Source organism: Bacillus sp. WC2503, assembly GCF_052682895.1.
Genome location: NZ_JBQYMD010000001.1, coordinates 3,679,311 through 3,693,586, shown reverse-complemented (window position 1 = coordinate 3,693,586; position 14,276 = coordinate 3,679,311). Strand labels below are relative to the sequence as shown.

Genomic DNA, 14,276 nt, shown 5'->3' with positions numbered 1-14,276 from the left:
CCCGTTAACGCGGGACAAAATAAAAGAATGGGGATAGAAATTTATGAACTCTTTACAATTTAATCGTCATCGTCGCTTAAGACAAAGCGGGGGCATGCGTGCGCTTGTGCGTGAAACGTTTTTACATACGGAAGATTTTATTTACCCTATTTTTGTATTAGAAGGAGAGAATGTTCGTAATGAAGTTCCTTCTATGCCGGGCGTATATCAAATCTCTTTAGATTTATTGCAAGCTGAAATGCAAGAGGTTGTTGATTTAGGTATTCGTTCTGTTATTGTATTTGGTTTACCTGCTGAAAAGGATGAAGTTGGATCATCAGCATATTGTGATCATGGAATTGTACAGCGTGCCATTAAGCAAATTAAAGGTGAGTTCCCTGAGTTAGTAGTAGTTGCAGATACATGTTTATGTCAATTCACAAGCCATGGTCATTGCGGTGTAATTGAAGATGGTATTATTTTAAATGACGAGTCTCTTGCAGTACTTGCGAAAACAGCTGTAAGCCAAGCGAAAGCAGGAGCGGACATTATTGCGCCATCAAACATGATGGACGGATTCGTAACAGCAATTCGCCATGCGTTAGATGAGAATGGTTTTGGACACGTACCAGTTATGTCGTACGCTGTGAAATATTCATCAGCATTTTATGGACCGTTCCGTGATGCTGCACACGGCGCGCCGCAATTTGGTGACCGTAAAACATATCAAATGGACCCAGCGAACCGTATGGAGGCATTCCGTGAAGCAGAATCAGATGTAATGGAAGGTGCTGATTTCTTAATTGTAAAGCCAGCTTTTTCTTACTTAGATATCATTCGTGATGTGAAAAATAACTTTAATTTACCAATCGTTGCTTACAACGTAAGTGGTGAATATTCAATGATTAAAGCGGCAGCGCAAAATGGTTGGATTAATGAAAAAGAAGTTGTGCTTGAAAAATTAATTAGCATGAAACGTGCAGGAGCAGACTTAATTATTACGTATCATGCGAAAGATGCAGCAAAATGGTTACAAGAAGGAGGCGCTAAATAATGAAAAAGTTTGATAAATCGATTGCGGCGTTTGAAGAGGCGCAAGACTTAATGCCTGGTGGCGTAAATAGCCCTGTTCGTGCCTTTAAATCTGTTGGTATGAATCCATTGTTTATGGAGCGTGGAAAAGGCTCTAAAGTATATGATATTGATGGAAATGAATACATCGATTACGTATTATCATGGGGTCCTTTAATTCATGGTCATGCAAATGATCGTGTTGTTGAAGCGTTAAAATCTGTTGCTGAAAGAGGTACAAGCTTCGGTGCGCCGACAGAAATCGAAAATAAATTAGCGAAACTTGTTATTGAGCGTGTACCATCGATTGAAATTGTCCGCATGGTTAACTCTGGAACAGAAGCGACAATGAGTGCACTACGTTTAGCTCGTGGTTATACAGGTCGTAACAAAATTTTAAAATTTATTGGTTGTTACCACGGTCATGGTGATTCATTATTAATTAAAGCTGGTTCTGGTGTGGCGACTCTAGGTTTACCAGATAGCCCTGGCGTACCAGAAGGTGTAGCGAAAAATACGATTACAGTAGCTTATAATGATTTAGAAAGTGTGAAGTACGCTTTTGAACGATTCGGTGATGATATTGCTTGTGTAATTGTAGAACCAGTAGCAGGGAATATGGGGGTTGTTCCTCCGCAACCAGGATTTTTAGAAGGGCTTCGTGAAGTAACAGAACAAAACGGTGCACTGCTTATTTTTGATGAAGTAATGACAGGATTCCGTGTTGCTTATAACTGCGGACAAGGTTACTACGGTGTAACACCTGATTTAACTTGTTTAGGTAAAGTAATCGGTGGTGGCTTACCAGTAGGGGCGTACGGTGGTAAAGCAGAAATTATGCGTCAAGTTGCGCCGAGCGGACCGATTTATCAAGCTGGTACTTTATCAGGTAACCCACTTGCAATGGCAGCAGGTTATGAAACGTTAGTACAATTAACGCCAGAATCATATGTAGAGTTTGAGCGTAAAGCAGAAATGTTAGAAGCGGGACTACGTAAAGCGGCTGAAAAACATGGTATTCCTCATCATATTAACCGTGCAGGCTCTATGATTGGTATTTTCTTTACAGATGAGCCGGTTATTAATTACGATACAGCGAAATCTTCAAACTTAGAATTCTTCGCGGCTTACTATCGTGAAATGGTAGAACAAGGTGTATTCTTGCCACCATCTCAATTTGAAGGTTTGTTCTTATCGACAGCACATAGTGATGCAGATATTGAAGCGACGATTGCAGCGGCTGAAATTGCAATGTCAAAGTTACAAGCATAATATATTAGAGAAAATCGCTCTCCATAAGGGGAGCGATTTTTTTTATTCATAAAGTGGGCTTTACATACATAAATCTGTAATGACATATAGTTTGGGAGGGGGAAAAGAAGTGACAACAGATCATTCGTTACGATTTTCATTAAAAGAATCTGTTTGGTTCCAAAAAGGACAGGAAGTCGAAGAACTTTTGTCAATTTCGTTAGATCCAGACGTTGAGATAGAAGAGCTTGATCATGAAGTTATCGTGAGAGGGCAGTTAGATTTAACGGGGGAGTATGTTGCAAGGCAAGATGATTCGGCCTATTCATTAAGAGAACTATCGCCAGCAAAGTCAATTGATTATGTAGAAACAAGGGAAGATGGGGTGAATGAACTTGTTCATTCCTTTCCACTTGAAATATCAATTCCAAGAAATCGAGTGAAAGTAATTGAAGAATTATATGTATCAATTGAAGAATTTGATTATGAATTGAAGGAAAATGGTTGCTTACAATTATTAGCGGATATATCTATTACAGGTTTATGTGATGAGGAAAGAATCGAGGATGAAGAGGAAGAAACGGCGTATGCTGAGTTAGAAGATGATTCAGCTGAAGAGGATGAAAATAGACCCGCGCCGCATGTAGCGGAACCAACCTATAAAGAATCGGATGAATGGGAAGATTACGCATTTGAACCGTTCCAGCTAGAAGAAAGAAAAGAGCAAGAAGAAGCGGAAGAGGAATTGGCAGAACATGAATTTGCGGAGCGTGAAGAGGAGCAAGAAACGACGCTGCAATTTGAATTGTTTGGACGAAAAGATTATCAAAAAGAAAAGGCGAAAAAGCAGGGAGAGCAAGAAGAAGCGTACTCACAGCGAGATGAAAATGCGCTTTATTTAACACAATTATTTACGAAAGAACCGGAAGAAGAATTTACGAAGTTAAGAATGTATTTCGTGCAAGAAGGGGATACAATTGAATCTGTTGCAGAACGTTATGACACGTCTGTACAAAACTTATACCGTGTTAATCAAACAGAAGATATATATTTAACTACGGGACAAATTATTTATATTCCCGTTTCAAAAGCAAAGGCGAAATAAGGGGGTGAGTGCTTTCACTCCCCTATTGTCCTAGAGGCTATGTTTTGAATAGAAAGGGTTATTCGTATGGATATTGAATTACGAAATCGCTATGAACCCATTGTAAGGCAATATAGATTGGATACGCAGCATATGGAAGAGCACGGAAGTGTAACGAAAATTTACACGAATCAAGGTCCATATGCGCTAAAGAAAATAGAAGATAGAAAGTTAGAGCGGAATAACTTTCTACATCATATTCAATATTTGAAGGAGAAAGGTTTTTCAAATTATGTACCTATATACCATGCGACGGATGGGAATTATATTTTAAGTGACGGGACTTATAATTATTATTTAATGCCTTGGTTAGAACGTGCGGAAGGAAACGGCGAGGATAATGATCAATACCATAAAATGTTTCAAACACTTGGAACGTTGCACCAAAAAACGGTGAAAGAAGAAACATATACAGAAGAAGATTTAGAAAAACATTACACAAGTATATCCGATCGTTGGGAAAATGATGGTGAGATGTTAGAAGAGTTTCTTGTAGAATCTGAAGCGAAGTGGTATATGTCTCCGTTTGAATTACAATATTGTACGTACTATCATCATGTAATGAGGGCGCGTGAATTTGCAACGAAGCAATTAAATGAGTGGAACGATGCGATGAAAGAAAAAGATAAAACACGCATTACTTTTGTGCATGGTAACGTGTCACTTAATCATTTTTTATTTGACTATGAACGGAATGGCTATTTTATTAGTTTAGAAAAATCGAAGTTTGCAACGCCTGTGCAAGATATTGTAGGGTTTTATTCGCGGTCTTTAAACACATATCCAATTGCGCGAAGTGATCGTTTTGAATGGTATCAAATGTACCAAAAAAACTTCCCGTTTACGAAAGAAGAGCAACTGCTTATGTATGCTTACATGACCTATCCATCGCAATTTATTCGGCAAATTGAGTCTTATAAAAAAAGAAGGCAGAGTCGCAATAAGGAAAATGAGATTCGCGGAGTAAAGAGCTTGCAACAATCACATTGGCTCGTTAGCAATGTAGAATATTTCCTGTCACAATTACAAGCTGCCCAGCAAGGGAACGGATAAAGTGAAACTTTAATCAGTGGCGGGGGTATTACCGCCCGTAAATAGAGGGGTAAAAAAGATAAGTGGAGGATGCTACTTATCTTTTTTATATTCGCCCGGAAAGTGATAGTCTTAAATTTATCTTGACGAATAAGGTTTCGTTTTTTACACTATTGTATATAATAATTAACAATCATATAAATGCCTTGAAGGGGAAGAGTATAACATGAAACGTCTTCAGAGAGGAGAATCATTAGCTGGGAGATTCTCTAGATAGTTATGTTAGAAGGTAGCCCTGGAGCATCTTTTCTGAACGGAATAGTTCTCATTAGGAAAAGACGGATTTGTCCGTTATCAAATTAAGAGTATAAGCAAATTCTGAATTTGTTTGTAAATAAAGGTGGTACCGCGATGTCCCTCGTCCTTTTTTGGATGAGGGGCATTTTTTATTTTAAGGAGGGAAAATAATGTCAAACACGGAAAAGAATTTACCAACTAAATATGATCATATGTCCGTTGAAGAAGGCCTTTATCAATGGTGGCTTGAAGGCAAATATTTCGAAGCAACAGGAGACGAGAAGAAACAACCGTATACAATTGTAATTCCACCTCCGAACGTAACTGGTAAGTTACACTTAGGTCATGCTTGGGATACAACTCTTCAAGATATTTTAACTCGTACGAAGCGTATGCAAGGATACGATGTATTATGGCTTCCAGGAATGGACCATGCGGGTATCGCAACACAAGCGAAAGTAGAAGGAAAACTTCGTGAAGAAGGTATTTCACGTTACGATCTTGGCCGTGAGAAATTCCTTGAAAAAGCTTGGGAGTGGAAAGAAGAGTACGCTTCTCACATTCGTCAACAATGGGGGAAAGTTGGTTTAGGACTAGACTATTCTCGTGAACGTTTCACATTAGACGAAGGTTTATCTGATGCAGTTAATAAAGTATTCGTTCAATTATACGAAAAAGGCTTAATTTACCGCGGTGAATATATTATCAACTGGGACCCAGCAACACGTACAGCTCTTTCTGATATCGAAGTAATTCATAAAGAGGTTCAAGGTGCATTCTACCATATGAACTATCCATTAACAGATGGTTCTGGTCACATTCGTCTTGCAACTACTCGTCCAGAAACGATGCTTGGTGATACAGCTGTAGCAGTTCATCCAGAAGACGATCGTTACAAACATTTAATCGGAAAAACAGTTACCCTTCCAATCGTAGGCCGTGAGATTCCGATTATTGCCGATGAGTACGTAGAAAAAGACTTTGGAACAGGCGTTGTAAAAATTACACCAGCTCATGACCCGAATGACTTTGAAGTAGGTAACCGTCATGACTTACCACGCATCTTAGTAATGAACGAAGATGGAACGATGAACGAAAAAGCTGGTAAGTATAACGGTATGGACCGTTTCGAATGCCGTAAAGCGTTAGTGAAAGACTTACAAGAAGCGGACGTATTAGTAGAAATTGAGCCTCATATGCATTCAGTAGGTCATAGTGAGCGTAGCGGTGCAGTTGTTGAGCCTTATTTATCAACACAATGGTTCGTAAAAATGGCTCCACTTGCAGAAAAAGCAGTAGCACTTCAACAAAAAGAAGAAGAAAAAGTAACGTTCGTACCAGAGCGTTTTGAAAACACATACTTACGCTGGATGGAAAACATTCATGACTGGTGTATTTCTCGTCAATTATGGTGGGGACACCGCATTCCAGCTTGGTATCATAAAGAAACTGGTGAAGTATACGTAGGTACTGAAGCGCCAGCGGATATTGAAAACTGGAATCAAGATAACGACGTACTTGATACATGGTTTAGCTCAGCGTTATGGCCGTTCTCAACACTTGGTTGGCCAAATGAAGAGGCAGTAGACTTTAAAAAGTTCTATTCAACAGATGCTTTAGTAACTGGTTATGACATCATCTTCTTCTGGGTATCTCGTATGATTTTCCAAGGTTTAGAGTTTACAGGAGAGCGTCCATTTAAAGATGTATTAATTCACGGTTTAGTTCGTGATGAACAGGGACGTAAAATGAGTAAATCTCTTGGTAACGGTATCGACCCGATGGATGTTATCGAGAAATACGGTGCAGATGCAATGCGTTACTTCTTATCAACAGGAAGTGCACCAGGCCAAGATTTACGTTTCAGCATGGAAAAAGTAGAATCTACTTGGAACTTCATTAATAAAATTTGGAACGCATCACGTTTCGTATTAATGAACATGGATGATATGAAGTATGAAGAAATCGATTTAACTGGTGAAAAATCAGTTGCAGATAAGTGGATTTTAACTCGCTTAAACGAAACGATCGAAAGTGTAACACGTAACATGGATAAATATGAGTTCGGTGAAGCTGGTCGTTCATTATACAACTTCATTTGGGATGATTTCTGTGACTGGTACATTGAGATGGCGAAACTTCCACTATACGGTGAAGATGAAGCAGCTAAGAAAACAACTCGTTCTATTTTAGCTTACGTATTAGACCAAACGATGCGTCTATTACACCCATTCATGCCGTTCGTAACAGAGAAGATTTGGCAACATTTACCGCATGAAGGCGAGTCTATTACAGTAGCGGCTTGGCCAACAGTTCGCGAAGATTTACAAGATAAAGAAGCGGCAGCAGAAATGCACCTTCTAGTTGATATCATTCGCTCTGTTCGTAACATCCGTGCAGAAGTAAATACGCCAATGAGCAAAAAAGTTCAAATGCAAATTAAAGCAAAAGATGAGGCTATCCTTGCTCAACTTACGAAAAACAGCTCTTACATTGAGCGTTTCTGTAACCCAAGTGAATTAACAATTCAAACGAATTTACAAGCGCCAGAAAAAGCGATGACTGCAATCGTATCAGGTGCAGAGTTATTCTTACCGTTAGCTGATCTTATCAACCTTGACGAAGAGAGAGCACGTCTTGAAAAAGAACTTGAGAAGTTCGATAAAGAGGTAGAACGTGTACAGAAGAAACTTTCAAACCAAGGCTTCGTAGCGAAAGCTCCTGCGGCAGTTATTGACGGAGAGCGTGCGAAAGAGCAAGATTACCTAGAAAAACGCGAAGCAGTTCGCCAACGTCTAGCAGATCTTGAGAAATAAAGTGTATTTTAGAGACTCACTATATTGGTGAGTCTCTTTTCTTTGCGTATAATAGAATGATGAAGGTTGTCTTTTGAAAGGGGAAAACATACGTGATACATACATACGAAGAAGCGATAGGGTGGATTCATAGTCGATTGAAGTTTGGTATTAAACCAGGATTAGAAAGAATGAGCTGGATGCTAGAAGAACTCGGAAATCCAGAGCGTCATATAAAATGTGTTCATCTTGCTGGTACAAATGGAAAAGGTTCAACTTTAACGTATATGCGCTACATGCTAGAAGGCGCAAAATATAAGGTTGGAACATTTACCTCTCCTTACATTGAAACATTTAATGAGCGTATTAGTGTGAACGGAACACCAATTGCAGATGAAGAGATTGCGGAACTTGTAAACATGGTAAAGCCAGTCGTTGAAAAACTAGACGAGACGGATTTAGGGGAAGCGACTGAGTTTGAGATTATTACTGTTATGGCAATTTGTTATTTCGGTAAAATCAATTTCTGTGATGTTGTTTTATTTGAAACAGGGCTTGGAGGGCGCTTTGACTCTACGAATGTGATTCATCCTATTCTCACAATTATTACAAATATCGGCCACGATCATATGCATATTTTAGGGGATACACTAGGAGAAATTGCGTATGAGAAGGCAGGAATTATTAAGTCGGGTGTTCCGGTTATTACAGGCGTGCAAGATGATGAAGCATTGCAGGTCATTCAAAAGGTTGCAAAGGAAAATCATGCAAACTTATATGAACTGGGCAAACATTTTACAGCGTTACATAAACAGTCTAACGAAGATGGGGAACGTTTTGATTTTGTTTGTCCTTTCGCATCTTTTGAAGATGTTCGAATGTCAATGAAAGGTGTTCACCAAGTAGGAAATGCCTCACTAGCACTTATGGCAATTATGTATTTAAAAACATATGTATCATTTTTAATTGAGGAAGAGGAAATAAGAGCTGGATTACATGAAGCGTATTGGATTGGCCGATTTGAAAAGCTGAAAAGTAATCCTGATATTATAATAGATGGTGCTCATAATCCAGAAGGTATTGAGAGTCTTGTAAAAACAGTAGAGGCACATTATAAAGATAAAAATATAATAGTTTTATTTACTGCGCTTGGTGATAAACAGTTGCATAACATGGTAGGTCAATTAGAAACAATTGCCGATGAAATTATTTTTACAACATTCGCCTTTGATCGTGCCATTTCCGCTGACAAACTTGCAGCGCATTCGCAAAAAAAATCAAAAATAGTCTTTGAAGATTGGAAAGAGGCAATTGATACAAAGGTTGAAATGATAGGGGGAAATGATGTCTTTATCATAACGGGTTCTCTATATTTCATTTCTGAAGTTAGAAAATATATTCGCGAGAAAAACTAGATAGCCTTTGCTATCTAGTTTTTTGTTCTACAAATGAAGTCAAATGCATACATATAAGATAATTATATAGGGTTATTTGGCGAATTCCTCTGACAAATATCTCGTTTTTTTGTGAAATGAATATGATATGATGCGGACAACGACAAGAGGTGAGGTGTGAGTGTATGGACAAGCAATCACGAACGATCTCAGTGAAAGTAAATGGAACAGAAGCGAAGTATGAAGAGAAGAAGAAAGATGAGTTTGAATGGATGGTAGTGGAAAGTGAAAGACCGAAAAACGTTGTTCCGTTTCAAAAAAAGAAATCAGCGCCCATGGAAAAATACAGAAAGAAGTGGAGTAATACATTAATTGTAATTGTTGCAACTGCAATTATAATTGGTACGGCGTTTGGAATGGGAATGCTGCAGTTACTTACAGGACAAGGGACAACAGGGGAAAGTACGGTAACGGCTTCGAAGCAGACTGGAAATGAAGAATCAAAGGTGGATGGAACGGCAGAACAAACACCAGTATCAAAAGAGGAAAAACAAAAAAAACAGACAGGAACGTCATTAGAGCCAATGAAATTATTTTTTGTTCAAGGTGGGCTTTATTCTTCCAAAGAAACGGGACAGGCCGCTCTTGAAGAATGGAAAGGTAACGGAGGGGTTGCTGCTTTGAAACCGAGCGGTGATAAGTATGCACTAATTGTTGGTATTGCTAGCGATGAACAGGCTATAAATCAATTAATGACGCAGTATAAAAATGATGGTGTCTCCGTTTTAAAAAAGAACTGGGATATTACGGATAAAGCGTTGCTTAAAGATGATAAAGAAATAGGAGCGTTCTTAACAAAAGTACAGCCATTATATACTCATTTAGCAAAATATGCTTCTAGCGTACAAGCTGGTGGGAAAAGTAATGCAAAAGATATAGAAGTAATTGAGAAAGAATGGAAATCAATTGAAAAAGTAGGGAAAAGTATGAAGCAGGAGGAGGTAAAAAAGCTGTATATGTATACGTCAATAGCTGTGCAAACAGTGAAGGACGGAAAGAGCGATAAAGAATCTTTGGCGAAATTAAATCAAGTTGTTATTGATGGTATACTTTCGTATGAAAAAATTGTTTCACAAAAAGTGAAATGATAAGATAATGAAATGATGAAGAAAGAAGTGTCTATACTTCTTTCTTTTCTTTTAAATTTAGAGCAAAGTACTTTCTCTATGGCTGGAATATAATCGTATGCAGTAAAGAAATATTATTTTGTTTAGAGAAAATAATATTTCTTTCATTTGTGGATAAACTATTCTTTTGATACGATTGATGTAAATTGTTCTGCTTCATGTGAGAAAGGAAGGAGAAAATATGAGAAAAATTATTTTAGCTTCAGGATCACCTCGGAGGAAGGAATTGCTGGAGTTAGCTAGCGTACCATTTGAAATCGTTGTAAGTGAAGTAGAAGAAACGATTGGTGCGTATTCATCACCTCCTGATATTGTTATGTCCCTTGCCTTGCAAAAAGCATCTGCGGTAGCAGAAAATAATAGTGATCACATTGTGTTAGGTGCAGACACAATCGTTACATATGAGTCGCGTATTCTTGGAAAGCCTTCTAATGAGGTTGAGGCGAAAGAAATGTTACAATTATTATCAGGAAAAACACATGAAGTATATACAGGTGTGGCAATTATATCGAAAGAAAAAACGGTCACTTTTTATGAGCGTACAGAAGTTACGTTTTGGGAATTAACAGAAGAGGAAATTGACGTATATGTTGCATCGAAAGAACCTCTTGATAAAGCAGGAAGTTATGGTATTCAAGGAAAAGGGTCTATTTTTGTTCAACATATTCAAGGAGATTACTACAGTGTAGTCGGCTTACCAATTGCACGTCTTGTCCGGGAATTAAAACAATTTGATATTGATGTAACCCATGCGTAAAATTGCATGGGGTTTTCTTTGAGAGAACAGGTAAAAGGGGTGGAGAGATGAACGGTATTCGTGATGTTGTCAGAGAAGAACAGCCACGGGAGCGTTTATTATTAGAAGGAACAGGGAGTTTATCAAATCGGGAGCTTCTTGCAGTGTTACTCAGAACAGGTTCTAAAGAAGAGACAGTTTTAAAGTTGTCAGATAAAATTTTACATCACTTTGATGGTTTACGTATGTTGAAAGATGCAACGTTAGAAGAATTAATTAGTATTCATGGTGTTGGGATTGCAAAGGCATCTCAGCTTATGGCTGCTTTTGAACTAGGTAGAAGAATGGTACGTTTAGAGTATCAAAATCGATATAGCATTCGAAGCCCAGAAGATTGTGCGAAATACATGATGGAAGAACTGCGCTTTTTACAACAAGAGCATTTTGTTTGTTTATATTTAAATACAAAAAATCAAGTTATACATAGGCAAACGATATTCATTGGAAGTCTAAACACGTCAATTGTACACCCAAGAGAAGTCTTTAAAGAAGCGTTCCGCCGTGCAGCAGCCTCTATCATATGTCTTCATAACCATCCCTCAGGAGATCCTACGCCGAGCCGAGAAGATATTGAAGTAACAAAACGTTTAGTAGAATGCGGCCAGATTATTGGAATTGAAGTGCTTGATCATATTATAATAGGTGACCATAAATTCGTGAGTTTAAAGGAAAAAGGTCATATTTAAGACTATGCTTTTTACTTATTTTGTTTTATAATGTGATTTATGAGTTTTTTGTAGAAAATTATCTGCAAAAAGGATATAGATATAAAAAACGTACTGTTTTTATAATATAAAATAAGAAAAAAATGAGTCCGTGAAAACAAGAAAGGAAGATAAAAAATATGTTTGGATTTGGTGGCTTTACTCGCGATCTTGGAATAGATTTAGGAACTGCGAACACGCTTGTATATGTAAAAGGAAAAGGTGTAGTTTTACGTGAACCTTCAGTAGTAGCATTACAAACTGATACGAAACAAATCGTTGCTGTAGGTAGCGATGCAAAACAGATGATTGGTCGTACACCAGGAAACGTAGTAGCACTTCGTCCGATGAAAGACGGTGTAATTGCTGATTACGAAACAACAGCAACAATGATGAAATATTACATTCAACAAGCTCAAAAATCAAACGGCTTCTTCTCACGTAAACCGTATGTAATGGTATGTGTACCGTCTGGTATTACAGCTGTTGAAAGACGTGCAGTAATTGATGCGACTCGTCAAGCGGGTGCTCGTGATGCATATCCAATCGAAGAACCATTTGCAGCAGCAATTGGTGCGAACTTACCTGTTTGGGAACCAACTGGTAGTATGGTTGTTGATATCGGTGGTGGTACAACAGAAGTTGCAATCATCTCATTAGGTGGTATCGTAACAAGTCAATCAGTTCGTGTTGCTGGTGATGATATGGATGATTCAATCATTCAGTACATTAAGAAAAGCTATAACTTAATGATTGGTGAAAGAACAGCAGAGGCATTAAAATTAGAAATCGGTTCTGCAGGCGAGCCAGAAGGTATCGAGCCTATGGAAATTCGTGGTCGTGATTTAGTAAGTGGTTTACCAAAAACAGTACTAATTCAACCAGAAGAAATTGCGGATGCATTAAAAGATACAGTAGATGCAATTGTAGAATCAGTTAAAAATACGTTGGAAAAAACTCCACCTGAATTAGCGGCAGATATTATGGACCGCGGTATTGTATTAACAGGCGGTGGTGCATTACTACGTAACTTAGATAAAGTGATTAGTGAAGAAACAAATATGCCAGTTCTTGTTGCAGAAGATCCATTAGATTGCGTAGCAATTGGAACAGGAAAAGCATTAGATAATATCGATCTTTTCAAAACGGCTGCTCGATAATATTGCAAAATAAAAATCAATGGAATTAAGAGGGTGTGAACGTGCCACAGTTTTTCTTAAACAAAAGATTAATTGTTTTGTTAGTTAGTATTATTCTTCTCGTGGCATTGATTGGAATCTCATTGAAAGAACGGAACAGTTTAACATGGCCAGAGCAGTTTGTTAAAGACACTGTCGGTGTTGTAGAACGTGTATTCCAAAAGCCAGCGAAATATGTAGCTGGATTCTTTGAAAATGTAGAGGATGTAAAGCGCACGTATGAAGAGAATAAAGAATTAAAAGCAAAAATAGATAACTATGCGAGTTTATCAGTTAAAGTGAAGCAATTAGAGGAAGACAACAATAAATTAAGACAGCTAACTGAAAAAAAAGAGTTGCCGAGCGATTTTTCTGAAATTCCAGCTACTGTTGTTTCTCGCAATCCAGATAAATGGTACGATTTAATTGGAATTGATAAAGGAGCACAGCAAGGGATTAAAAAGGATATGGCTGTTATGACTTCAAAAGGTTTAGTTGGACGCGTGAAAAGTGTATCTCAATTTACAGCATCAGTAGAGTTGTTAAGTTCTATGAGTCGAACAAATCGTGTTTCTGCTGTTGTACATGGAAATGAAAATATCTTCGGTTTAATCGAAGGTTATGACAAAGAAAAAAAATTGTTACTTTTCACAAAGATTGGCTCTGATGCACCAGTAGCTAAAGGTCAAATGGTTGTAACGTCTGGACTTGGTGGGGAGATTTTCCCGAAAGGTCTTGAGATTGGGGAAATCGTTGATGTTCAACCAGATGCATACGGTTTAACAAAAACAGCTTATGTAAAACCTGCCGCTGATTTAAATGACGTAGAGCATATTATAGTAGCTAAACGTGATATGAAATCAGCGCCATTAGAATAGGAGGAGGAGAAGAGATGATGAAGATTTTAAAAAGAGCAGCTCTTCCTCTTTTGCTCCTTTTTGTTTTTCTGTTTGAAAATATGTTTGCTACTATTGTTCCAACAGAAGTTTTTTGGAAAGACAGTATAGCAGCGCCGCATTTCTTTATCATTGTGTTATGTTTTGTTACTGTGTACTATGGTCCGGTCCAAGGGATTTATTACGGGCTATTATTTGGTTTCTTATTTGATACCGTATACACAGAACTTGTCGGTATATATATATTTGCTTATCCGATTTTAGCTTATTTAGTTTATAGTGTGATGAAGGTACTACAATTGAATTTATTCATTGTTGTGTCTATCGTATTAGCTAGCATTGTAGCATTAGAATATTATGTGTATGGATTTTTAACTTTGTTAGGACGTACTCATATGTCGGCGTATGTCTTTTTCACGGATCGTCTCCTTTCTACTTTATTGCTGAATGGAATTTTCATATTGATAGTTTGTTTCCCACTGAGACGATATTTAGTGCGTCTTTCAAGAGCGATGGAAGAAAAAGAAAAAAGGATTTTCTAATTTTATGTCG

General features: G+C 37.8%; 12 protein-coding genes and 1 other annotated feature. All 12 genes read left to right on the top strand.

Translation table 11 applies throughout. The features are described from left to right. Window positions 1–43: 43 nt before the first annotated feature. The 12 genes from hemB to mreD all read left to right on the top strand — a co-directional run bounded on the left by hemB (window position 44) and on the right by mreD (window position 14,266). Window positions 44–1,033: a porphobilinogen synthase gene (gene hemB / locus ACUN26_RS18930; RefSeq protein ID WP_001087054.1), complete on the top strand. Its 990-nt coding sequence runs from the start codon at window positions 44–46 to the stop codon at window positions 1,031–1,033. Then, window positions 1,033–2,322: a glutamate-1-semialdehyde 2,1-aminomutase gene (gene hemL, locus ACUN26_RS18925; RefSeq protein WP_000712951.1), complete on the top strand. Its 1,290-nt coding sequence runs from the start codon at window positions 1,033–1,035 to the stop codon at window positions 2,320–2,322. The genes hemB and hemL overlap by 1 nt, the downstream gene beginning before the upstream one ends. Window positions 2,323–2,401: 79 nt before the next feature. Beyond that, window positions 2,402–3,406 carry a stage VI sporulation protein D gene (gene spoVID, locus ACUN26_RS18920; protein WP_002039704.1) on the top strand — a complete coding sequence of 335 codons (1,005 nt, stop codon included), beginning with the start codon at window positions 2,402–2,404 and terminating at the stop codon, window positions 3,404–3,406. Window positions 3,407–3,472: 66 nt separating this feature from the next. Beyond that, on the top strand, window positions 3,473–4,498 hold the full coding sequence (ysxE, locus tag ACUN26_RS18915; protein WP_000350668.1) for a spore coat protein YsxE: 1,026 nt from the start codon (window positions 3,473–3,475) through the stop codon (window positions 4,496–4,498). Window positions 4,499–4,674: 176 nt separating this feature from the next. Continuing rightward, window positions 4,675–4,906 (top strand) — a binding site (T-box leader). 38 nt (window positions 4,907–4,944) lie between these two features. After that, window positions 4,945–7,590 (top strand): valine--tRNA ligase, encoded by a 2,646-nt coding sequence (locus tag ACUN26_RS18910; protein ID WP_000072227.1) that lies wholly within the window; start codon window positions 4,945–4,947, stop codon window positions 7,588–7,590. A 92-nt stretch (window positions 7,591–7,682) separates the two neighbouring features. Then, a complete protein-coding gene (locus ACUN26_RS18905) occupies window positions 7,683–8,984 on the top strand; it encodes a bifunctional folylpolyglutamate synthase/dihydrofolate synthase (RefSeq protein WP_000582089.1) in 1,302 nt (433 codons plus the stop codon). A gap of 164 nt (window positions 8,985–9,148) precedes the next feature. Beyond that, entirely contained in the window at window positions 9,149–10,111 is a 963-nt protein-coding gene (locus tag ACUN26_RS18900) for a hypothetical protein (RefSeq protein ID WP_000361021.1), read from the top strand. A gap of 220 nt (window positions 10,112–10,331) precedes the next feature. Beyond that, window positions 10,332–10,907, top strand: a complete 576-nt coding sequence (locus tag ACUN26_RS18895) for a Maf family protein (protein WP_001226288.1) — start codon at window positions 10,332–10,334, stop codon at window positions 10,905–10,907. Window positions 10,908–10,954: 47 nt separating this feature from the next. Next, entirely contained in the window at window positions 10,955–11,632 is a 678-nt protein-coding gene (gene radC, locus ACUN26_RS18890; protein WP_001013401.1) for a DNA repair protein RadC, read from the top strand. 158 nt (window positions 11,633–11,790) lie between these two features. Beyond that, complete coding sequence (gene mreB, locus ACUN26_RS18885; protein WP_000466737.1) at window positions 11,791–12,810, top strand: cell shape-determining protein MreB; 1,020 nt, start codon at window positions 11,791–11,793, stop codon at window positions 12,808–12,810. Window positions 12,811–12,851: 41 nt separating this feature from the next. Then, on the top strand, window positions 12,852–13,706 hold the full coding sequence (gene mreC / locus ACUN26_RS18880; protein ID WP_001135475.1) for a rod shape-determining protein MreC: 855 nt from the start codon (window positions 12,852–12,854) through the stop codon (window positions 13,704–13,706). Between the two features lie 14 nt (window positions 13,707–13,720). Beyond that, complete coding sequence (gene mreD, locus ACUN26_RS18875) at window positions 13,721–14,266, top strand: rod shape-determining protein MreD (RefSeq protein ID WP_000975760.1); 546 nt, start codon at window positions 13,721–13,723, stop codon at window positions 14,264–14,266. Window positions 14,267–14,276 lie beyond the last annotated feature (10 nt).

Bases quoted from the DNA above. Each gene is read 5' to 3' on its own strand.
- hemB (WP_001087054.1), top strand. From the start codon at position 44: ATGAACTCTTTACAATTTAATCGTCATCGTCGCTTAAGACAAAGCGGG.
- hemL (WP_000712951.1), top strand. From the start codon at position 1,033: ATGAAAAAGTTTGATAAATCGATTGCGGCGTTTGAAGAGGCGCAAGAC.
- spoVID (WP_002039704.1), top strand. From the start codon at position 2,402: ATGACATATAGTTTGGGAGGGGGAAAAGAAGTGACAACAGATCATTCG.
- ysxE (WP_000350668.1), top strand. From the start codon at position 3,473: ATGGATATTGAATTACGAAATCGCTATGAACCCATTGTAAGGCAATAT.
- ACUN26_RS18910 (WP_000072227.1), top strand. From the start codon at position 4,945: ATGTCAAACACGGAAAAGAATTTACCAACTAAATATGATCATATGTCC.
- ACUN26_RS18900 (WP_000361021.1), top strand. From the start codon at position 9,149: ATGGACAAGCAATCACGAACGATCTCAGTGAAAGTAAATGGAACAGAA.
- ACUN26_RS18895 (WP_001226288.1), top strand. From the start codon at position 10,332: ATGAGAAAAATTATTTTAGCTTCAGGATCACCTCGGAGGAAGGAATTG.
- radC (WP_001013401.1), top strand. From the start codon at position 10,955: ATGAACGGTATTCGTGATGTTGTCAGAGAAGAACAGCCACGGGAGCGT.
- mreB (WP_000466737.1), top strand. From the start codon at position 11,791: ATGTTTGGATTTGGTGGCTTTACTCGCGATCTTGGAATAGATTTAGGA.
- mreD (WP_000975760.1), top strand. From the start codon at position 13,721: ATGATGAAGATTTTAAAAAGAGCAGCTCTTCCTCTTTTGCTCCTTTTT.